Genomic DNA, 19,778 nt, shown 5'->3' with positions numbered 1-19,778 from the left:
GTGAACTCTTTCCGTCACCGGCACCGTCGTGTCTTCCGCGTGTTCCGCCTGCCCGCTCTCGCACTGTTGATCACTACCGCGGGCTGCTCCTCGGCAGACGACAGCGCGTCGGCGGCGGTTCCCGGTCCGGACGCGGGTCACGAAATCGTGCCGGAACCCGGACAAGGTACTGCCCGCGGAGGTGGCCGGTGAGCGTCGCGAGGACCCCGAGCACGCGTCGGCGCTGACGGCGGCCCGGGGCGGCCCGGCGATCATACTTCGCTGCGGTGCGCCGCGACCGCCGAAGTCGGTCGATCCCGAGGTGGCCGCGGGGCGGGACGCGGACGCCGTTCCGCGCAGGTGCAGGTGCCGGCGGGTGTGGACCGCTCCGGTGTCCCGGTCGGTCCGGCCGCGGCCGTGAAAAAGGCGATCCCCGAGGGGATCGCCTCCTGATCGTCGGCCGGCCGCCGGCGAAGCGCCGTCAGCGCAGGCCCGTCCGGCGCCGCAGCGCCGCCTCCACCAGCCGGTCGATCAGCTCCGGGTAGCTCACCCCGCTCGCCTGCCACATCTGCGGGTACATCGAGATGGGCGTGAAGCCGGGCATCGTGTTGATCTCGTTGATCACGAAGTCGCCGTCGTCGGTGAGGAAGAAGTCCGCGCGGACCAGGCCCTCGCAGGAGGCCGCCTCGAAGGCGTCGACCGCGAGGCGCTGCACCTCGGCCGTCTCCCCGGGCGTCAGCGGCGCCGGCACGATCCCCGGCGTGGAGTCGATGTACTTGGCCTCGAAGTCGTAGTACGCCTGGGCCTGCGGCGGCGGGATCTCCGCGGGCACGGAGGCGCGGGGGCCGTCCTCGAACTCCAGGACGCCGCACTCGATCTCGCGGCCGCGCAGGGCCGCCTCCACCAGGATCTTGGGGTCGTGGCGCTGCGCCTCGGCGATCGCCTCGTCCAGGCCGGAGAGGTCGTCGACCTTGGTGATGCCGATCGACGAACCAGCGCGGGAGGGCTTCACGAACAGCGGCCAGCCGTGCTCACCGGCGAAGTCGACGATCTTCTTGCGGGCCGCGGCCTCGTCGCGCTCCCACTCGCGCGGCCGGATCACCACGTACGGGCCCACCTTCAGCCCGAAGGAGGTGAACACCCGCTTCATGTACTCCTTGTCCTGGCCGACGGCCGAGGCGAGCACACCCGAACCCACGTACGGGACGCCGGAGAGCTCCAGCAGGCCCTGGAGCGTGCCGTCCTCGCCGTACGGGCCGTGCAGCACCGGGAAGACCACGTCGACCTCGCCGAGCGCCTTGGGCACCGATCCCGGCTCGCTGTAGACGACTTCGCGGTTGGCGGGGTCGACCGGGAGGACCACTCCGCCCTCGGCCGACTCGGCGAGCGCGTCGACGCTCGGGGGGCGCCGGTCGACGATCGCCATCCGCTCCGGTTCGTCCGCCGTGAGCGCCCAACGGCCGTCCTGGGTGATGCCGATCGGCAGGACGTCGTACTTCGTCCGGTCGATGGCCTTGAGGACGGCGCCGGCGGTGACCACGGAGATCCCGTGTTCGGAGCTGCGCCCGCCGAACACGACGGCCACACGCGGCTTGCGAGGCGGCTGCTCGGGGCTCTGGGGGAGGTTCTCGGTGCTCATATCGCGTTGAGAGTACCCGGTGGTAGGGCCCGGAGACAGCGCCCGCCGTCTCGCGTCGCTCAGCGTCGTTCGGGCTTCGCGCTGCGCGACATGAGCTCCTTGAGAGCGACCACCGGGGGCTTGCCCTCGTGCACGATCCCGACGACCGTCTCGGTGATCGGCATGTCGACGCCGTGCCTGCGGGCGAGATCCAGCACCGACTCGCAGGACTTGACGCCCTCGGCGGTCTGCTTGGTGACCGCGATGGTCTCCTGGAGGGTCATGCCCTTGCCGAGGTTGGTGCCGAAGGTGTGGTTGCGCGACAGCGGCGAGGAGCAGGTGGCCACCAGGTCGCCCAGGCCGGCGAGTCCGGAGAAGGTCAGCGGGTCGGCGCCGAGCGCCATGCCCAGCCGGGTGGTCTCGGCGAGGCCGCGGGTGATGAGCGAGCCCTTGGCGTTGTCGCCGAGCCCCATGCCGTCGGCGATGCCGACGGCGAGACCGATGACGTTCTTCACGGCTCCGCCCAGTTCGCAACCCACCACGTCCGTATTGGTGTACGGGCGGAAGTAGGGCGTGTGGCAGGCGGCCTGCAGCCGCCGTGCGACGGTCTCGTCGGTGCAGGCCACGACGGCCGCGGCCGGCATGCGCGCGGCGATCTCCCGGGCCAGGTTCGGTCCGGTGACCACGGCGATCCGGTCCTGGCCGACCTTGGCGACGTCGTCGATGACCTCGCTCATGCGCATCGCGGAGCCGAGTTCGACGCCCTTCATCAGCGACACGAGGACGGTGTCCGGGGCGAGCAGCGGGGACCACTCGGCGAGGTTGCCGCGCAGGGTCTGCGAGGGGACCGACAGGACGGTGAAGTCGGCGTCCGCGGCGGCCTCGGCGGGGTCGGTGGTGGCCCGCACGCGCTCCGGGAGCTCGACGCCCGGGAAGTAGTCGGGATTGGTCCGCGTGGAGTTGATCGCCTCCACGAGCTCCGGGCGGCGCCCCCAGAGGGTGACCTCGCATCCCGCGTCCGCGAGCACCATGCCGAAGGCCGTGCCCCACGAACCGGCGCTCAGAACCGCCGCCTTGACCGGCTTGCTCACGTGCCCAGCCCCTCTTCCTGCACCGACTTCGGCAACTGTGCCGACCGTACCGGCCGCCCCGGCTCCTGCCCGCCCCGCTCGGTCTGCGCCTGCGTGCGCCGACGCTGCTCGATCCGCTCCCGGCGCGGGTCGTAGGGCGTCTCGGGCGCCTTCTCGCCGCGGATCTCCTCCAGCTGCGCGGTGATGGCGGCCATGATCACTTCCGTGGCCTCCTTGAGCAGGTCCGCGGTCATCTCCCGGTCGTAGAACCGCGAGAGGTCGACCGGCGGCCCGGCGAGGACGCGATGCGTCTTGCGCGGCAGCAGATGCGGCTTCTTCGCGTACGGCGGCAGCAGCTCGTTGCAGCCCCACTGGGCCACGGGGATCACCGGGCACTTGGTCTGCAGGGCGACGCGGGCGGCACCGGTCTTGGCCGTCATGGGCCAGCCGTCCGGGTCCCGGGTGAGGGTGCCCTCGGGATAGAAGGCGACGCATTCCCCGCGGTTCACGGCGTCGATCGCGGCCCGGAAGGCGCTGAGCGCGTCCGTGCTCTCGCGATAGACGGGGATCTGCCCGGTGCCGCGCATCGCGGCGCCGACGAATCCCTTCTTGAAAAGCCCGCTCTTCGCGAGGAATCGCGGGACGCGCCCGGTGTTGTACTGAAAGTGCGCGTAAGCGAAGGGGTCGATGTGCGAATTGTGGTTCACCGCGGTGATAAATCCGCCCTCAGCCGGAATGTGCTCCATTCCGCGCCAGTCCCGCCTGAGCAGTACCACCAGCGGCGGTTTGCAGATCACCGCGGCGAAGCGGTACCAGAAGCCGATTCTGCGGCGGGGCACGCGGACACCTTCCTCTAGGGCCTGAAGCGGCGGCCACGGGGGGCCGCACAAGTGTCGCCCCAGGCCGCCGGTCTGTCGAGAACACCGTACGCCCCGACACGCCGGTCGCCTCAGGCCCCGGGTGACAATGACCGCGACAAGAGGAGGCCGGAACACCCGTGCAGTGGACGTTGGTCGTACCCCTGAAGCCGCTGGCCCAGGCCAAGAGCAGGCTGGCGGACACCGCCGACGACGGGCTGCGGCCGGACCTGGCGCTCGCCTTCGCCCAGGACACGGTGGCGGCCGTGCTGGCCTGCCCGGCGGTGCGGGATGTGGCAGTCGTCACGGACGACACCCGGGCGGGCCGCGCGCTGGCCGCGCTCGGCGCCGCGATCGTCGCCGACGAGCCCGGCGGCGGCCTCAACGCCGCACTCGCACACGCGGCGGCCGCCGTGCGCTCCGCCCGTCCCGGGGGCCCGGTGGCCGCGCTCAACGCCGATCTGCCGGCGCTGCGCCCGCGGGAATTGTCCCGGGTACTCGACGCCGCCGCGGAATTCCCGCGCGCATTTCTTCCCGACGCGGCCGCAATCGGCACGACTCTCCTGGCCGCCACCCCGGGCCGCGCATTGCACCCGGCCTTCGGCGCCGATTCCCGCGCCCGGCACCGCGCGTCCGGGGCCGTGGAACTGTCCCTGACCGCCGTGGATTCCGTACGCCAGGACGTGGACACCGGCGACGACCTGCGCAGCGCGCTCGCCCTCGGAGTGGGCCCTCATACGGCCGCGGCCGCCGCGCGGTTGCTGATCCCCGGGCAGTAGGCTGCGGGCATGCAGGCGACCGCGTACACCTACGACCCCGACAGCCGCAGCGGGCAGGTCCTGCTGGACGACGGCACTCCGGTGCCCTTCGACGCGGCGGCGTTCGACGCGGGCGGTCTGCTGCTGCTGCGCCCCGGGCAGCGGGTGCGCATCGAGGTGGAGGGCCCGAAGGACGCCCCGCGCATCACCCTGGTGACCCTGCAGACCCTCTGAGCACGCCGGATCACTTCCGGAACACGCCGCGGGCCGGACTCCGTCATGGAGTCCGGCCCGTCGCGTGAGTACCCAGGCGGCCCTACTTCTTGCGGGCGGTGGTCTTCTTGGCGGTGGTCTTGCGCGCCGTCGACTTCTTGGCGGGCGCCTTCTTGGCGGTCGCCTTCTTCGCCGGGGACGACTTCTTGGCGGTGGTCTTCTTGGCCGCGGTGGTCTTGGACGCCGCCGTGGTCTTCTTGGCGGGCGCCTTCTTCGCCGTGGTCTTCTTCGCGGCCGCCGTCTTCGTGGTGGTGGCCTTCTTCGTGGCCGTCTTGCGGGCCGTGGTGGTCTTCGCCGCGCCCGCCGTCTTCTTCGCCGCGGCCTTCTTGCCCGCCGACTTGGCGATGGTGGGGGGCGGGCCGGACAGGCTGCCCTTGGGGGCCTTCTTGACGGCGATGTCACCCTTCGGGAGCTTCTTCGAGCCGCTGACCAGGTCCTTGAAGCCCTGACCCGCACGGAAACGCGGAACGGAGGTCTTCTTGACCCGAACCCGCTCGCCCGTCTGAGGGTTACGGGCGTAGCGGGCCGGACGGTCGACCTTCTCGAAGGAACCGAAGCCGGTGACCGAGACCCGGTCACCCGCGACCACCGCGCGGACGATGGCGTCCAGTACATGGTCGACAGCATCGGCGGCCTGCTGGCGGCCGCCCATCTTGTCGGCAATCGCTTCTACGAGCTGCGCCTTGTTCACGTCTTCCCCTTCGGAGACATCGCCAGAACGAAAGTGTTCAAGCTTTTTCGCACGTTAGGCAGATATATACCGCAAATCAAACACGAAACGGGCTTATCACCCTTGTGCCGCAACGAGCCCGGCGGTATCGGCGGGTTCAGCGTTCCTCGCCGGGGATACGCCCCTCGTCGAGGTCCGCGGTGAACCGCTCCAGCCGCCTTGCCGCGTCGGCGAGATCGTGCTTGGCCGCGGCCGTAATGACCAGCAGCTTCCGGGTCAGCGCCATCCGTACGCCCTCCGGGACTTGCAGTGCGCGCACCCTTGCGTGCGCTTCCTTGAGTTGGTCCGCGACTGCCGTATAGAGCTCGAGTTGGCCGTCGTGTTCCATGCACAGATTGTGCCATCTGGGGCGAGTTGTCGCCTGCGCAGGGGACAACTGCCGCCTCAAACGGCCTTCCGGGCACACTCGGAAGTCACGGCCGTACCACTCGCCTACCCAGGCAACCACCGTCATAACGTGGCCAGTTGGCTGCCGACCGGGGGGCGGACAGGGCCGTTCGGGTGCAGAAACGGCTGTACCCCCGATCGGGCTGATCGGGGGTACGGCGGGGGTGTTGCGGTGGCCGAAAGTCGCCTTGTTCAGGGGCGGCGGATCGTGTTCCGGATCAGACCGGGAGCGTCCGCGGCTTGAACGACGGGCGCTTGGCCTCGTACGCGGCGATGTCCGCCTCGTTCTGCAGGGTGATCGAGATGTCGTCGAGGCCGTTCAGCAGCCGCCAGCGGGAGTTCTCGTCCAGCTCGAAGGAGGCGGTGATGCCCTCGGCGCGCACCTCGCGGGCGACCAGGTCGACGGTGATCTCGGCCTGCGGGTCCTTCTCGGTGAGCTCCCACAGCGCGTCCACGATCTTCTGTTCCAGCACGACCGTGAGCAGGCCGTTCTTGAGCGAGTTGCCCCGGAAGATGTCGGCGAAGCGGGAGGAGATCACGGCTTTGAAGCCGTAGTTCTGCAGCGCCCAGACGGCGTGCTCACGGGAGGAGCCGGTGCCGAAGTCGGGGCCCGCGACCAGCACGGTCGCGCCCTGCCGCTCGGGCTGGTTGAGCACGAAGGACGCGTCCTTGCGCCAGGCCTCGAACAGCCCGTCCTCGAACCCGTCGCGCGTGACCTTCTTGAGCCAGTGGGCGGGGATGATCTGGTCGGTGTCGACGTTGCTGCGGCGCAGCGGGACGGCCCGGCCGGTGTGGGTGGTGAATGCTTCCATGACTGATCAGACTCCAGCGGGCGTGGGGACGTCGGCGTCGGCCAGGTCGGCCGGGGAGGCCAGGTGGCCCAGGACGGCGGTGGCCGCGGCGACCTGCGGCGACACCAGGTGCGTACGGCCGCCCTTGCCCTGCCGGCCCTCGAAGTTGCGGTTGGAGGTGGACGCGGAGCGCTCACCCGGGGCCAGCTGGTCGGGGTTCATGCCCAGACACATCGAGCAGCCCGCGTGCCGCCACTCGGCGCCGGCCTCCTTGAAGACGACGTCCAGCCCCTCGGAGACGGCCTGCAGACCGACCCGCGCCGAGCCCGGGACGACCAGCATCCGTACGCCGTCGGCGACTTTGCGGCCCTTGAGCAGCTCGGCGGCGGCGCGCAGGTCCTCGATGCGGCCGTTGGTGCAGGAGCCTACGAAGACGGTGTCCACCTCGATGGAACGCAGCGGCTGCCCGGCCTCCAACCCCATGTACTCCAGGGCCTTTTCCGCGGCGTGGCGCTCCGATGCGTCTTCGTACGAAGCGGGATCGGGGACGGACGCCGAAAGCGGTGCGCCCTGCCCGGGGTTGGTGCCCCAGGTGACGAACGGCGACAGCGCGGCGGCGTCGATGACGACCTCGGCGTCGAACTCGGCGTCCTCGTCCGTCTTCAGCGTCTTCCAGTACGCCACGGCGGCGTCCCAGTCCTCGCCCTCGGGGGCGTGCGGACGGCCCTTGAGGTACGCGAACGTCGTCTCGTCCGGGGCGATCATGCCCGCGCGGGCGCCGGCCTCGATCGACATGTTGCAGATGGTCATCCGGGCCTCCATCGAGAGCTTCTCGATGGCCTCGCCGCGGTACTCCAGGACGTAGCCCTGGCCGCCGCCGGTGCCGATCTTCGCGATGATCGCGAGGATCAGGTCCTTGGCGGTGACGCCCTCGGGCAGCTCGCCGTCGACCGTGATGGCCATGGTCTTCGGGCGGGCCATCGGCAGCGTCTGGGTGGCCAGCACGTGCTCCACCTGGGAGGTGCCGATACCGAAGGCCAGCGCGCCGAAGGCACCGTGCGTGGAGGTGTGGGAGTCGCCGCAGACGACGGTGGTGCCGGGCTGGGTCAGGCCCAGCTGCGGGCCGACGACGTGCACGACGCCCTGCTCGACGTCGCCCAGCGGGTGCAGACGCACCCCGAACTCGGCGGCGTTCTTGCGCAGCGTCTCCAGCTGGACCCGGGAGACCGGGTCGGCGATGGGCTTGTCGATGTCGAGGGTGGGGGTGTTGTGGTCCTCGGTGGCGATGGTGAGGTCGAGGCGCCGCACGGGGCGGCCGCTCTTGCGGAGACCGTCGAAGGCCTGCGGGCTGGTCACCTCGTGCAGCAGGTGCAGATCGATGAAGAGAAGGTCGGGCTCGCCCTCCGCGCGGCGGACGACATGGTCGTCCCAGACTTTCTCCGCGAGTGTCCTACCCATCGCTGTTCCCTCCGGCCGACGGCGATCCGCCGACCCAACTAGAGATCTTGAGAGGCGGTGCCCGTTCCCCTGATTCCGGGCACACACCACCAGGCCCTTACGTCACGGGCCGTTGTGACTTCGTGATTCCAGGGTGGCGGGTTCCGGAGAAATTTGAACTTGCGTTTCACAGAGTGAGACGCGAGTATCGTTGCATGGACAACAGTAGCGGCGTCGGCGTTCTGGACAAGGCGGCCCTCGTCCTGAGCGCTCTGGAGTCCGGTCCGGCCACCCTCGCGGGCCTGGTCGGTGCCACCGGACTGGCACGACCCACGGCTCACCGCCTGGCCGTGGCCCTGGAGCACCACCGCATGGTGGCGCGGGACATGCAGGGCCGTTTCATTCTCGGCCCTCGCCTGGCCGAGCTGGCCGCGGCCGCGGGTGAGGACCGTCTCCTCGCCACCGCGGGGCCGGTGCTCACACATCTGCGGGACGTCACGGGCGAGAGCGCGCAGCTCTACCGCCGCCAGGGCGACATGCGCATCTGCGTCGCCGCGGCGGAGCGGCTGTCCGGACTGCGGGACACGGTCCCGGTCGGTTCGACGCTCACGATGAAGGCCGGCTCCTCGGCGCAGATCCTGCTGGCCTGGGAGGAGCCGGAGCGGCTGCACCGGGGGCTGCAGGGGGCGCGCTTCACGGCGACGGCCCTGTCGGGCGTACGGCGGCGCGGCTGGGCCCAGTCGATCGGCGAACGGGAGCCTGGCGTCGCGTCGGTGTCCGCGCCGGTGCGGGGGCCGTCGAACCGGGTGGTGGCGGCGGTGTCCGTCTCCGGGCCCATCGAGCGGCTGACGCGGCACCCGGGGCGGATGCACGCGCAGGCCGTGATCGACGCGGCGGGGCGGCTCTCCGAGGCGCTGCGGCGCGGCTGAGCGATGCGGGGGAGGCCGGCCTCGACGCCGCGGCAGGTCTTCCCCGAGTCGGCGCCGTGACAGTGGCGGGTTCGTCGTCGGCCGCGGCCCGTCCGTGGCTGAGCGCGCAGTTCCCCCGCCCCTCTGAGGGGCGCACACGAAAAGGCCCTCCACCGAAGTGGAGGGCCTTTCACCATGTACCCCCGACCGGATTCGAACCGGCGCTACCGCCTTGAGAGGGCGGCGTGCTAGGCCGCTACACAACGGGGGCGTGGATCCTGCGTTTCCGCAGGTCCGAGCTGGTCTACCTGGACTCGAACCAAGACTAACTGAACCAGAATCAGTCGTGCTGCCAATTACACCATAGACCAATGTGGTTTAGACCAGTCAGTACCCCCGACCGGATTCGAACCGGCGCTACCGCCTTGAGAGGGCGGCGTGCTAGGCCGCTACACAACGGGGGCCCTAGCAGCTCCGGATGATCGTCGATCTTCCGGAACCAGTACCCCCGACCGGATTCGAACCGGCGCTACTGCCTTGAGAGGGCAGCGTGCTAGGCCGCTACACAACGGGGGCTTGCGGATCGGGATCCGCTGGCGCAGATGAGCTCTGCGAGCTGGCCTACCTGGACTCGAACCAAGACTAACTGAACCAGAATCAGTCGTGCTGCCAATTACACCATAGGCCACTGGAACGCAAGCCCCTGAGGGGTTCTTGTTCTAGTAGTGCGCCTGGGGTTCCTGCCTTCCGGCCCGCTCCCCGCGGCGCAGGAAGAACATTACCCGAAGGTGGACGGGGCTCCAAAACGAGTATCGGCGCCCAGCAGAGACGGCAGTTCGGCGAGGGAGGCGATGCGGTGGGGGCCGACGGGCGGTTCGATCGTGGCGTACAGGCCGCCGCGGTCGATCCACACCGACAGCAGCCCGGCGTCGGCGGCACCGCGTCCGTCGATCTCCGGGTGGTCTCCGACGTAGGCGACCTGGTGGGGTGGCAGGCCGAGGGCCTCGCAGGCTGCGAGGAACGCGCCGGCCTCCGGTTTGGAGATGCCCAGTTCCGCCGCGCACAGGATCGCCTCGAAGCGGTCGTGGACACCGAGGGTGCGCAGCTTGCGGTCCTGGACCAGGAGGCTGGAGTTGGAGAGCACGGCGTGCCGGTGGCTGGCGGCGAGGGCGTCGAGGACGGGCAGGACGTCCGGGAAGAGGGACCAGGACGCCTCGTAGTGGGTGATGTACCGGCGGTACCAGGCGTCGGCCTCGGCGTCGGTGAGGTCGCGGTCCAGGAACGTCCGTACGCGGTCGCGGCACTGGTCCTGCCAGGTGACCTCTCCGGCCGCGAAGCGGGACCAGTGCCGGTCGGTGACCTCCCGCCAGCGGGCGAGGGCCTGCTCGACGGTCTCGCGGTCGTCGAGCAGGCCCTCGGCCGTCAGGTGGGCGCGCATGCCGAGGCGGTCGGCGGTGGTGTAGTCGAACAGGGTGTCGTCGACGTCCCAGACCACGGCGTGGATGCTCATGGTCCGACCGTACCCACGGCGGCCCGCTCTCAGCCCAGGGTCATGGTGCCGGAGAGGGTGAGGCCCGGGCCCTGGCCGTCGCGGGGGTGGGCGGTGAGCTTCCAGGTGTGGGTGCCGCTGGTGGGGCCGCCGGTGTCGGTGGTGCCGTCCCAGACGGGGCGCACGGCGGCTGCGGTGGAGGAGCCGGTCAGGGTGCGCACGACCGTACCGAAGGCGTTGGTGAGGGTCAGGGTCCAGGTGGACGGCTTGTTCAGCTGCCACACCGGCGACCAGGGGAACGACCTGCCGATCACGGACGGCGAGTACACCTGGGCCTCCATCTGCGCGAGGGGCGAGGTGGGGACGCCGCCGCCGACGATCGACACCTCGCCGTACGTGCCGTTGAGGTAGGCGACGTGGCCGCCGAAGCGGTCGACGGCCCAGCGGCCGTTGCTGCCGCCGGTGTTCTGGTCCGCGGCGGGCAGCTCGACCAGGGTGCGGGTGGTGGCCGTCCCGCTGTGGAAGTCGGTGAGCAGCAGCTCGTGGGTGGTGCGGTTCTCGCGGAGCAGGAAGCCGTCGGCGAGGCGGGCCGGGCCCAGGTCGGCCGGGACCGTGATCCTGCGGTTCGTGGCACGGTCGAGGACCCCGGCGGTGCCGCCGCAGGTCCAGTAGAGCCAGGTGTTGACGGCTTGCAGGTCCGTGGGGGTGCAGGGCGCGCCGGTGGTGACGGTGGTGGTCGTGCCGGTCTTGAGGTTGCGGCCGGTGGCCGTGCCCTGGGTGCTGCCCGGGGTCCACAGGGTCTGTCCCCAGACCGCGGCGGCGGTGCGGTCGCGGGTGAGGACGGTCGTGCCGCTCGTGGCGCCGCGCGGGAAGTCGACGACCCGCTGCTTGCCGGAGGCGCCGTTGTAGAGCACGTAGCGGCCGGTGCTGCCGGCGATGCGGCCGCCTGAGTCGCCGCCGGTGGGCGCGCTGAGGAGGGTGGTGGTGTCGAGGCCGACGGTCACCACGGACTCCTCCCCGTTCGCGTCGGTGTGCAGGTGGCCGACGCGGCCGTCGCCCAGGGCCTCCAGCTGGGGGCAGGCGGCGTCCCCGCCGAGGCAGGTGGGGGCGGCCAGCCCCGGGCTGCGGGGGGTCTGGGGGCCGGTGGGCCGGCCGGTGGCGTCCAGCTGGAAGCCGCTGTGGCGGAGCGAGCCGCCCGGGGTGGCGCCGTGCAGGAGCAACTCGCCGCCGGCGGCGGCCAGTCCCTGGACGGCGGTCGCGGCGGCCGGGACGCGGGCCACCTCGGTGGTGAGGAGGCCGCCGTTGTCGTCGAGGCGGATGCGGTGGATGTTCCAGTCGAGGCTGGAGGGACCGGCGGTGGCGAGGGCGCCGCCGTCCGGCGTCGGGCCGATCCCGCCGAACGACGAGGGCAGCACGGTGTCCGTGGCTCCGGTGACGAGGGAGCGGGCGGTCAGGGCCGCCTCCGTGCCGCCGAGGACGAAGTCCGGGTTGCCGAGCAGGAGCCGGTCGCCCACGACCGCTTCGAGCCGCTCGCCGGTCCGGGTGAGGGCGGTGGGCTGGGTGCCGGGCTCGGAGACCACCCGGACCGCCTGCCAGTCGGCGACGAGCCAGCGGTCGTTGAAGGCGACCTCCGGGACGGGCTCGTCGCCGGTGACGTACGTGCGGAAGGTGCCGTCGGCGAGGTCGACCAGGCCCACGGACGTCCTGCCGTCCAGCACGTAGACGACGGCGAGGCGGGTGACCGAGCCGCCCGTGCGGTAGACGACGGGCCGCGCGCCCTCGGGGAAACCGGTGACGGGGGTGTCGGCGGTGACCGCGCCGTCGGGGGCGCGCAGGACGTGCAGGGCCCCGGTGGAGTCCAGGGTCAGCACGCTCCAGCCGACGGCGGCCCGGAAGGCCTGGCCGGACGGGAGGGTGACGGTGGCGCTGACCCCGGTGGAGCGGTGCCGCTGCACGACCTTCCGGCCGTCGCGCGTGGCCATGACGTCGGTGCCGCTCGCCAGGTCGTCGGGGCCGGCGTGGGCGGGCGGGACCGCCTCGGGGAAGTCCACCGTGGTGACGGAGGTGGTGCCCGGCCGGTACTGGAAGCCGGACGCCCCGGCCCACGGGTAGTCGACGGTCACGCGCTTCTCCGTGACGAGCCGGACCGTGCCGACCGGTTCGGCCGCCGCCGCGGCGGCCCGGGCGGGTGCGGTCAGCGCGGTGCAGGACAGGGCCAGCACCCCGCCGACGGCCGCGTGGACGAGTCTTCGTGAACGGCTCATGTTCCTCTCCCCCTGCACCAGGGCGCACACGCGCACCGTGCGCACAGGGGGAATCCAACGTCCCCGTCCGGGACGGGAGTTGGCCGGAACGGTGAACTCCGGGTGACGACTGGGCGGACACGGCGAGGGCGGCGTCCGAACCGGACGCCGCCCTCGGGACAACCGTGTCGTTACGCGGCCAGCTTCGCCAGCGCCGCGTCGATCCGGGCCAGGGTCTTCTCCTTGCCCAGGACCTCCAGGGACTCGAACAGCGGCAGGCCGACCGTGCGGCCGGTGACGGCCACGCGGACCGGGGCCTGGGCCTTGCCGAGCTTGAGGCCGTGGGCCTCACCGGCGGCCAGGACGGCCTCCTTCAGCGACTCGGCGGAGGTCCAGTCGGCGGCCTCCAGCTTCTCGCGGGCCGTGCGCAGCAGGGCGTCCGAGCCCTCCTTCATGGCCTTGTTCCAGGAGGCCTCGTCCTCGGCCGGCTCCGGCAGGAACAGGAAGTCGACGTTGTCGGTGATCTCCGACAGGACCTTCAGCCGGGTCTGCGCGTGCGGCGCGATGGCCTGCCACTGCGCCTCGTCGAAGGCCTCCGGGGCCCAGGGGGCGAACGGCGCCTGCAGCCACGGCCGGCAGCGCTCGGTGAAGTCCTTCACGTCCAGCATGCGGATGTGGTCGCCGTTGATCGCCTCGCACTTCTTGAGGTCGAAGCGCGCCGGGTTGGGGTTGACGTCGGAGACGTCGAACGCGGCGATCATCTCGTCGACGGTGAAGACGTCCTGGTCGGCCGAGAGGGACCAGCCGAGCAGGGAGAGGTAGTTGAGCAGGCCCTCGGGGAGGAAGCCGCGCTCCCGGTAGAGGTTCAGGCTGGACTGCGGGTCGCGCTTGGAGAGCTTCTTGTTGCCCTCGCCCATCACGTACGGCAGGTGGCCGAACCGCGGGATGTCCTGGGCGATGCCCAGCTCGATCAGCGCCTTGTACAGGGCGATCTGGCGGGGGGTGGAGGAGAGCAGGTCCTCGCCGCGCAGGACGTGGGTGATCTCCATCAGGGCGTCGTCGACCGGGTTGACCAGCGTGTACAGCGGGGCGCCGTTGGCGCGGACGATGCCGTAGTCCGGGACGTTCTCCGGGGTGAAGGTCAGCTCGCCGCGGACGAGGTCGGTGAAGGTGATCGTCTCGTCGGGCATCCGGAAGCGGACGATCGGCTCGCGGCCCTGGGCCCGGTACTCCTCGACCTGCGCGTCGGTCAGCTCGCGGCAGTGGCCGTCGTAGCCGGAGGGCCTGCCGGCGGCGCGGGCGGCCTCGCGGCGGGTGTCCAGCTCCTCCTGGGAGCAGTAGCAGTGGTAGGCGTGGCCGGCGTCGAGCAGCTTGGCCGCGACGTCCTTGTACAGGTCCATGCGCTGCGACTGGCGGTACGGCGCGTGCGGGCCGCCGACCTCGGGGCCCTCGTCCCAGTCGAAGCCCAGCCAGCGCATCGCGTCGAGCAGCTGGGTGTACGACTCCTCGGAGTCGCGGGCCGCGTCGGTGTCCTCGATGCGGAAGACCAGGGTGCCGCCGTGGTGCTTGGCGAACGCCCAGTTGAACAGGGCGGTGCGCACCAGGCCCACGTGAGGGTTACCGGTGGGCGAGGGGCAGAAACGGACGCGTGGGGGTACCCCCTGTCCGAGCGGGTTCGAGGACTTGGGGGAGGGAGTGCCGGGTGCGCTAGCCACGCTTGACAACCTTGTTGGTGAGAGTGCCGATGCCTTCGATGGTGACGGCGACCTCGTCGCCGACGTTCAGGGGGCCGACCCCAGCCGGGGTGCCCGTGAGGATCACGTCGCCGGGGAGCAGCGTCATGGCCTCGGAGATGTTGACGATCAGGTCCTCGACCGAGTGGATCATCTCGCTGGTGCGGCCGAGCTGGCGCTGCTGCCCGTTGACCGTGAGCTGGATGGTCAGGTCGGAGGGGTCGAGGTCGGTCTCCACCCAGGGGCCGAGCGGGCAGGAGCTGTCGAAGCCCTTGGCCCGGGCCCACTGCTTCTCGCGCTTCTGGACGTCGCGGGCGGTGATGTCGTTGGCGCAGGTGTAGCCGAAGATCACGTCCTTGACGCGCTCGCGCGGGACCTCGCGGCACATCCGGCCGATGACCACGGCCAGCTCGGCCTCGTGGTGCACCTCCTCGGAGAAGGAGGGGTACTGGATCTCGTCGCCGGGGCCGATCACGGACGTGGACGGCTTGAAGAAGGCGAAGGGGGCCTCGGGCACCTCGTTGCCCAGCTCGCGCGCGTGCTCCGCGTAGTTGCGGCCGAAGGCGACGACCTTGTTGGGCAGCACCGGCGGCAGCAGCCTCACCTTGCCGACCGGCACCTTCGTGCCGGACAGCTCGTAGTCCGCGAACGGGATGCCCTTGATGATGTCCAGGACGAGCTCGTCCTGCTTCTCGCCCTCGATGGCGCCGAAGGCGACGTTCCCGTCGATGGAGAATCTGGCGATGCGCACGGGATGCTTGGCCCCTTGACTGAAGCGGCTGGAGTCTGACGCTCCAGGCTAACGCGGGGAGGTGTCCCCGCCGCGCGCACGGCTGAGGGGCGTCACCATGTCCGGGGACGCCCCTCGAAGTCCGTGTGCCGCCGCGGTGAGCATCCCGCGGCCGGCGCGCGTATGTCCTGGTGTCACTCCGCGGCCGCGGCGGCCGCGACGGGGATCTCCATGAGGACGGTGCGCTTGGGGTTGGCGGTCTGGGTCGGCAGTTCGACGCGGTGCTCCGGCTGTTCCGGCGTCTGCAGTTCGTCGGCGTCGTCGAGGTGCGCCAGCGTCGTGCGTCGCGGGTTGGCGATCTTGTGGAACATCGTCGTCGTCTTCACTGTTTACTTGACCCTGTCCTGTGACGGGCGCCGCGAGGGTGCGAGACCCCCGCTGGGGCGCGGGTTGTCGGTTTTGCCATCTCTGTAAAGCGTCAGGCTAAACATGGGATTCCCGGCCGATCGGCGGAGGGGTCACGTTCGGCGTGTGAGTTTCCTCACGAATCAAGGGTCGAATCGGGCAATACGGACCCACATCTCACTGCGACGAAGCGGACATTGACCCCCTGAAGCCATCATTCCGCTCCTGATCATGGCGACTGGGACACCTGTCACCACTCGGCGACTCGCGGGCATATGCCCGGATTGGGCGAACTCCCTTTCTACGTCCGGTGATCCGCCCCTCACGTGGTGTCACCTATGTCACGGCCTGGCCTACGAGCCTTGTTGGAGATCCTGTGCTGTGCTGGAATGCCACGGACCGCCGCGGGATCGAGCCGGCGCACAGGGGGCGCACAGACGCGCCGAGTGGCGGCCAGAAGGGGGAACCAGCGCCGGTCACTCACGACCACCACGGGGGCGAACTCAGGGCGTCCCCAGAACGCCGACACCGTGCCCCGCCGTTCATCCGACGGGGTGCCTGGTCCAGAGGTTGCGACGCTAGTGCAGGGACGTTTCAAGAGGGATGGCAACGCTTCGGCGGAGCCGGAGCCGCACGGCGGGACTGGCCCCATGAATGGCGGCCCCTCGCCCCAGCACGCCCAGAACCCGGGCCCGGCCGGTGACGGCGGTGAGCGCCCGGGGCGCCCCGGTGCGTCGGCCCCCTCGGGCCCCGCGAGTCCGGCCCCGGCCCTGAAGCCGCCGACCGGCCCGACCGGCCCCGGCCCGCGAATAGCCCTGCGCAACTGGCGCATCTCCACCCGACTGGTGTCGCTGCTCGCGCTCCCGGTGGTCGCGGCCACCTCGCTGGGCGCCCTGCGTATCAACCAGTCCATGGACGACATCCAGCAGCTCGACAACATGAAGCTGCTGACGGACATGACCAAGCAGGCCACCGAGCTGTCGGCCGCGCTCCAGGAGGAGCGCGACCAGTCGGCGGGCCCGCTCGCGCACGGCGGCAAGGCCACCGACTTCACGGTCAAGGGACTGCGCGAGAAGACCGACCGCGCGATGAACAACTTCCTCGACTCGTCCGAGGAGATCGACAGCGCGAGCAAGGACGGCAACCTCAAGGGCGTCCGCGAGTACCTCATCCAGATCGCAGGTGAGCTCGGCGACCTGGCGCAGATCCGCAAGGGCGCCTACGCGTCCGAGGGCAACTCCACGCAGACGATCGAGGCGTACCACCGTCTGATCGAGAACCTGATCGACCTCTCCCAGGACATGGCCGAGGCGACCAGCAACCCGGACATGATCCAGCGCACGCGTGCGCTCGCGGCGTTCTCCTCCGCCAAGGAGTACTCCTCGATCCAGCGCGCGGCCCTCGCCGCGGCCCTGCCGGCCAGCAACACCACCACCGGCAAGCTCTCCCCCAACGACCGGCTCTACGCCCAGTCGGCCCTGGAGAGCCAGAACTCCGAGATCCGCAGCTTCAAGAGCATCTACGGCGAGGACGCCGCCGCCGAGCTGCTCAAGCCGATCGAGGACGGCGGCAACTCCACGATCAAGGCCACCGACACCTACGCGGGCCGCGCCCTGATCTCCGCGAGCGGTCTGGCCCAGCAGGACAAGCGGTCCTACCGCGACTGGCTGGACGACAGCTCCACCAAGATCCAGCAGATGAAGAACATCGAGCACACCCTGCTCGAGGAGATGGAACAGAAGGCCCGTGAGCTGCGCAGCGCCACCGAGCGCGACGCGATCATCTCCGGTGCGCTGATCCTGATCGTGCTCGGTGTCTCGCTGGTCGGCGCCTTCGTCGTGGCCCGGTCCATGATCCGCTCGCTGCGCCGGCTGGAGGAGACCGCGACCAAGGTCGCCTCCGACCGTCTGCCCGAGCTGGTCAAGCAGCTGTCCGAGTCCGACCCGCAGGACGTCGACACGTCCGTGGAGTCGGTCGGTGTGCACTCCCGGGACGAGATCGGCCGGGTGGCCGCGGCCTTCGACGACGTGCACCGCGAGGCGGTCCGCCTCGCCGCCGAGCAGGCCCTGCTGCGGGGCAACGTCAACGCGATGTTCACCAACCTCTCGCGCCGCTCCCAGGGCCTCATCCAGCGCCAGCTGTCGCTCATCTCCGAACTGGAGTCCCGCGAGGCCGACCCGGACCAGCTGTCCTCGCTGTTCAAGCTCGACCACCTCGCCACGCGCATGCGCCGTAACGGTGAGAACCTCCTCGTCCTCGCCGGTGAGGAGCCCGGCCGCCGCTGGACCCGTCCGGTCCCGCTGGTCGACGTGCTCCGCGCCGCGGCCTCCGAGGTGGAGCAGTACGAGCGCATCGAACTGGCCTCGGTGCCGACGACCGAGGTCGCCGGCCGTGTGGTCAACGACCTCGTGCACCTGCTCGCCGAGCTGCTGGAGAACGCGACCTCGTTCTCCTCGCCGCAGACCAAGGTGAAGGTCACCGGTCACGCCCTGCCCGACGGCCGGGTGCTGATCGAGATCCACGACACCGGTATCGGCCTCTCCCCCGAGGACCTCGCGGCGATCAACGAGCGGCTCGCCTCTCCCCCGACGGTGGACGTCTCCGTCTCCCGCCGCATGGGTCTGTTCGTGGTCGGCCGGCTGTCCCAGCGGCACGGCATCCGCATCCAGCTCCGCCCGTCCGACTCCGGTGGCACGACCGCGCTGGTCATGCTGCCCGTCGACGTCGCCCAGGGCGGCAAGAAGCCCCAGCCCAAGCAGGGCGGCCAGCCGCCGGTCGGCGGCGGCGGTCCGGCCGCCGCGCAGGCCGCGGCCGGTGCGGCGGCGGCCCGGCGGGCCGCCGGTGCCGGTCAGAACGGCGGCGCCCTCGGTGCCGGCGGTTCCTTCGGCGGCGCCTCGGGCGGCGGCCGGCTCGGCGCCGGCCAGGGCCCGCGGGCCGCGCTGCCCGGACGCGACGGCGACGGTGGCCGTCCGGCCGGTCAGGGCGGAGCGCGTGGACCGCAGGGTCCGGGCACCTCGATGTTCGAGCAGGGTCCGCCCGCGCAGGGCCGTCCGGCTCCCGCCGGTGCCGGTGCCGGGTTCGGCCAGGCACCGGGTGCCCCGCAGGGTCTGCAGGCCGCGGGCACCGGCGGTGCGCAGGACGCCTTCGGCGGCGGCCGGGGCCGGCCGCAGCAGGGCGGCAACGCCGAGCAGGGCAAGGGCCGTCGGCCGCAGCTGCCGCCGCGCGGGGGTGGCCCGCGGGCCGAGCTGCCCGGCGGCGACCCGCAGCCGCGCGTGCCGAGCTGGAGCGACGAGAACGCCCAGCCGCAGGTGCCGCGCGCCTCGATGGACACCCCCCGCGGCCACGAGGAGCCGGACGTCTCCCGTACGTCCGCCCTGCCGCGCGTCGACGACCGTCAGGGTCCCGGTGCGACGGCGGAGATGCCGGCCGTGCCGCGCGACGACCGCCAGGGCCCGGCCGACTTCGGCAGCCCGCAGCACCCGAACCAGAACCAGTACGACCAGGGCCCGGGCCAGTTCGTCCGGCCGGACGTCTTCGGCTCCGCGCCGGGCCGCCGCGACGGCTCCCCCGCTACCGGTCAGTTCCCCGCGCAGCAGGCCCCGCAGGCGTACGACAACGGCTCGACGGGTCAGTACCCGGCGCCGCAGGCTCCGCAGTCCTACGGCAACGGCGCGACCGGGCAGTACCCCGCGCCCGGCCAGGACGCGACCGGCCAGTACCCCGCGCAGCGGCAGAACAACGGCTCCGGCCGTCCGCCGCTCCCCGGTCCGGCCACTCCGGCCGACCCGGCGGGCACGGGCCAGTTCGAGCGTCCGCAGGTCAACGGCGGCCGGGGCGGCTCCGACTACGGTGCTCCGCGTCCGCCGGCCCCGCAGCCGCGGCCCGCCCGGCAGGAGCCCGAGGCGCTGCCGCCGGCGACCGGTCCGGGCGACGGGCGTACGCCGCTGTACGACACGCTCGAGACCAACTGGTTCCACGGGCAGCAGGAGCAGCAGCAGGCCAACGGGTCGGCTCCGGCCGCTCCGCAGCAGCCGCAGAGCCCCACCGGGCCGCAGCGGTCCGCCCCCGCCGGCTGGCGCACCTCGCCCAACGACGACCTCGTCCGTCAGGCCGAGCGCGTCCGCCAGCCCGCCGCGGGCGGGATCACCACCTCCGGCCTGCCTCGCCGGGTGCCCCGGGCGAACCTCGTCCCGGGCACGGCTCAGCAGCAACCGCACCAGAGCGGTCCGCAGGTCTCGCGCGCCCCCGATGACGTGCGCGGCCGGCTGACCAACCTCCGTCGAGGTATCGCACAGGGTCGTCAGGCCGGTTCCACCCAGACCGGCAGCTTCCCACGGCCCACTCACCAGCAGGAGCGTTAGTTGAGTCCG

16 protein-coding genes, 5 tRNA genes and 1 pseudogene are annotated in these 19,778 nt (G+C 71.4%); 5 read left to right on the top strand and 17 right to left on the bottom strand.

Annotation, left to right across the window (positions count from 1 at the left end; genetic code table 11):
• Positions 1 to 432, top strand: a pseudogene (locus tag ACIGAQ_RS35485) (DUF3515 family protein).
• A 28-nt stretch (positions 433 to 460) separates the two neighbouring features.
• On the opposite strand, the gene ACIGAQ_RS35480 reads toward ACIGAQ_RS35485, so the two are convergent.
• Genes ACIGAQ_RS35480 through ACIGAQ_RS35470 form a run of 3 tightly spaced genes read right to left on the bottom strand, consistent with a single transcriptional unit; the run spans position 461 to position 3,506 of the window.
• Complete coding sequence (locus ACIGAQ_RS35480) at positions 461 to 1,618, bottom strand: D-alanine--D-alanine ligase family protein (RefSeq protein WP_399790340.1); 1,158 nt, start codon at positions 1,616 to 1,618, stop codon at positions 461 to 463.
• Positions 1,619 to 1,677: 59 nt separating this feature from the next.
• Complete coding sequence (locus tag ACIGAQ_RS35475; RefSeq protein WP_399790337.1) at positions 1,678 to 2,688, bottom strand: NAD(P)H-dependent glycerol-3-phosphate dehydrogenase; 1,011 nt, start codon at positions 2,686 to 2,688, stop codon at positions 1,678 to 1,680.
• On the bottom strand, positions 2,685 to 3,506 hold the full coding sequence (locus ACIGAQ_RS35470; RefSeq protein ID WP_362281865.1) for a lysophospholipid acyltransferase family protein: 822 nt from the start codon (positions 3,504 to 3,506) through the stop codon (positions 2,685 to 2,687). Before ACIGAQ_RS35470 ends, ACIGAQ_RS35475 begins: the two co-directional genes overlap by 4 nt.
• Before the next feature lie 158 nt (positions 3,507 to 3,664).
• Here ACIGAQ_RS35470 and cofC point away from each other — a divergent pair, with 158 nt between their 5' ends.
• Positions 3,665 to 4,303, top strand: a complete 639-nt coding sequence (cofC, locus tag ACIGAQ_RS35465; protein WP_399790334.1) for a 2-phospho-L-lactate guanylyltransferase — start codon at positions 3,665 to 3,667, stop codon at positions 4,301 to 4,303.
• A 9-nt stretch (positions 4,304 to 4,312) separates the two neighbouring features.
• Positions 4,313 to 4,516, top strand: coding sequence for a hypothetical protein (locus ACIGAQ_RS35460; protein ID WP_094055736.1), 204 nt, complete (start codon positions 4,313 to 4,315; stop codon positions 4,514 to 4,516).
• Positions 4,517 to 4,598: 82 nt separating this feature from the next.
• Here the strand turns inward: ACIGAQ_RS35460 and ACIGAQ_RS35455 are convergent, their stop codons facing one another.
• The 4 genes from ACIGAQ_RS35455 to leuC form a co-directional block, all read right to left on the bottom strand.
• Positions 4,599 to 5,246, bottom strand: a complete 648-nt coding sequence (locus tag ACIGAQ_RS35455; RefSeq protein ID WP_311685448.1) for an HU family DNA-binding protein — start codon at positions 5,244 to 5,246, stop codon at positions 4,599 to 4,601.
• Between the two features lie 136 nt (positions 5,247 to 5,382).
• The gene (locus ACIGAQ_RS35450; protein ID WP_311685450.1) at positions 5,383 to 5,613 is read right to left on the bottom strand and encodes a hypothetical protein; all 231 of its coding nucleotides are present in this window, start codon (positions 5,611 to 5,613) and stop codon (positions 5,383 to 5,385) included.
• Positions 5,614 to 5,890: 277 nt separating this feature from the next.
• On the bottom strand, positions 5,891 to 6,484 hold the full coding sequence (gene leuD / locus ACIGAQ_RS35445; protein ID WP_309095157.1) for a 3-isopropylmalate dehydratase small subunit: 594 nt from the start codon (positions 6,482 to 6,484) through the stop codon (positions 5,891 to 5,893).
• A 6-nt stretch (positions 6,485 to 6,490) separates the two neighbouring features.
• Positions 6,491 to 7,921: a 3-isopropylmalate dehydratase large subunit gene (gene leuC / locus ACIGAQ_RS35440; protein ID WP_311685452.1), complete on the bottom strand. Its 1,431-nt coding sequence runs from the start codon at positions 7,919 to 7,921 to the stop codon at positions 6,491 to 6,493.
• Positions 7,922 to 8,115: 194 nt separating this feature from the next.
• Between leuC and ndgR the strand changes: the two genes are divergently transcribed.
• Positions 8,116 to 8,829, top strand: a complete 714-nt coding sequence (gene ndgR / locus ACIGAQ_RS35435) for an IclR family transcriptional regulator NdgR (protein WP_094055732.1) — start codon at positions 8,116 to 8,118, stop codon at positions 8,827 to 8,829.
• A 177-nt stretch (positions 8,830 to 9,006) separates the two neighbouring features.
• Here ndgR and ACIGAQ_RS35430 read toward each other — a convergent pair.
• The 10 genes from ACIGAQ_RS35430 to ACIGAQ_RS35385 form a co-directional block, all read right to left on the bottom strand.
• Positions 9,007 to 9,079 (bottom strand) — tRNA-Glu (locus tag ACIGAQ_RS35430).
• Between the two features lie 28 nt (positions 9,080 to 9,107).
• Positions 9,108 to 9,179: transfer RNA gene (locus ACIGAQ_RS35425), tRNA-Gln, on the bottom strand.
• 20 nt (positions 9,180 to 9,199) lie between these two features.
• Positions 9,200 to 9,272: transfer RNA gene (locus tag ACIGAQ_RS35420), tRNA-Glu, on the bottom strand.
• 39 nt (positions 9,273 to 9,311) lie between these two features.
• A tRNA-Glu gene (locus tag ACIGAQ_RS35415) sits at positions 9,312 to 9,384 on the bottom strand.
• Positions 9,385 to 9,424: 40 nt separating this feature from the next.
• Positions 9,425 to 9,496: transfer RNA gene (locus ACIGAQ_RS35410), tRNA-Gln, on the bottom strand.
• Positions 9,497 to 9,586: 90 nt separating this feature from the next.
• Positions 9,587 to 10,318: an HAD family hydrolase gene (locus tag ACIGAQ_RS35405; protein WP_311685453.1), complete on the bottom strand. Its 732-nt coding sequence runs from the start codon at positions 10,316 to 10,318 to the stop codon at positions 9,587 to 9,589.
• 29 nt (positions 10,319 to 10,347) lie between these two features.
• Positions 10,348 to 12,561 carry a hypothetical protein gene (locus ACIGAQ_RS35400; protein ID WP_399790326.1) on the bottom strand — a complete coding sequence of 738 codons (2,214 nt, stop codon included), beginning with the start codon at positions 12,559 to 12,561 and terminating at the stop codon, positions 10,348 to 10,350.
• 170 nt (positions 12,562 to 12,731) lie between these two features.
• The gene (gene gltX / locus ACIGAQ_RS35395) at positions 12,732 to 14,255 is read right to left on the bottom strand and encodes a glutamate--tRNA ligase (protein ID WP_399790324.1); all 1,524 of its coding nucleotides are present in this window, start codon (positions 14,253 to 14,255) and stop codon (positions 12,732 to 12,734) included.
• Positions 14,248 to 15,024 carry a fumarylacetoacetate hydrolase family protein gene (locus ACIGAQ_RS35390; RefSeq protein WP_362281880.1) on the bottom strand — a complete coding sequence of 259 codons (777 nt, stop codon included), beginning with the start codon at positions 15,022 to 15,024 and terminating at the stop codon, positions 14,248 to 14,250. The genes gltX and ACIGAQ_RS35390 overlap by 8 nt, the downstream gene beginning before the upstream one ends.
• Before the next feature lie 173 nt (positions 15,025 to 15,197).
• Positions 15,198 to 15,389 (bottom strand): hypothetical protein, encoded by a 192-nt coding sequence (locus ACIGAQ_RS35385; protein ID WP_311685668.1) that lies wholly within the window; start codon positions 15,387 to 15,389, stop codon positions 15,198 to 15,200.
• Between the two features lie 600 nt (positions 15,390 to 15,989).
• On the opposite strand from ACIGAQ_RS35385, the gene ACIGAQ_RS35380 reads away from it, so the two are divergent.
• A complete protein-coding gene (locus ACIGAQ_RS35380) occupies positions 15,990 to 19,769 on the top strand; it encodes a nitrate- and nitrite sensing domain-containing protein (protein ID WP_399790320.1) in 3,780 nt (1,259 codons plus the stop codon).
• Positions 19,770 to 19,778: the final 9 nt, after the last annotated feature.

Source organism: Streptomyces sp. NPDC085932 (genome assembly GCF_044540525.1).
Taxonomy (GTDB): Bacteria; Actinomycetota; Actinomycetes; order Streptomycetales; family Streptomycetaceae; genus Streptomyces; species Streptomyces levis.
Note: the sequence above shows the minus strand (reverse complement) of the source record. Positions and strands in the feature narration are given on the sequence as shown.

Excerpts from the sequence above, each read along its gene's own strand:
- ACIGAQ_RS35480 (WP_399790340.1), bottom strand. The coding sequence starts at position 1,618 with ATGAGCACCGAGAACCTCCCCCAGAGCCCCGAGCAGCCGCCTCGCAAG.
- ACIGAQ_RS35460 (WP_094055736.1), top strand. The coding sequence starts at position 4,313 with ATGCAGGCGACCGCGTACACCTACGACCCCGACAGCCGCAGCGGGCAG.
- ACIGAQ_RS35450 (WP_311685450.1), bottom strand. The coding sequence starts at position 5,613 with ATGGAACACGACGGCCAACTCGAGCTCTATACGGCAGTCGCGGACCAA.
- leuD (WP_309095157.1), bottom strand. The coding sequence starts at position 6,484 with ATGGAAGCATTCACCACCCACACCGGCCGGGCCGTCCCGCTGCGCCGC.
- leuC (WP_311685452.1), bottom strand. The coding sequence starts at position 7,921 with ATGGGTAGGACACTCGCGGAGAAAGTCTGGGACGACCATGTCGTCCGC.
- ndgR (WP_094055732.1), top strand. The coding sequence starts at position 8,116 with ATGGACAACAGTAGCGGCGTCGGCGTTCTGGACAAGGCGGCCCTCGTC.
- ACIGAQ_RS35405 (WP_311685453.1), bottom strand. The coding sequence starts at position 10,318 with ATGAGCATCCACGCCGTGGTCTGGGACGTCGACGACACCCTGTTCGAC.
- ACIGAQ_RS35400 (WP_399790326.1), bottom strand. The coding sequence starts at position 12,561 with ATGAGCCGTTCACGAAGACTCGTCCACGCGGCCGTCGGCGGGGTGCTG.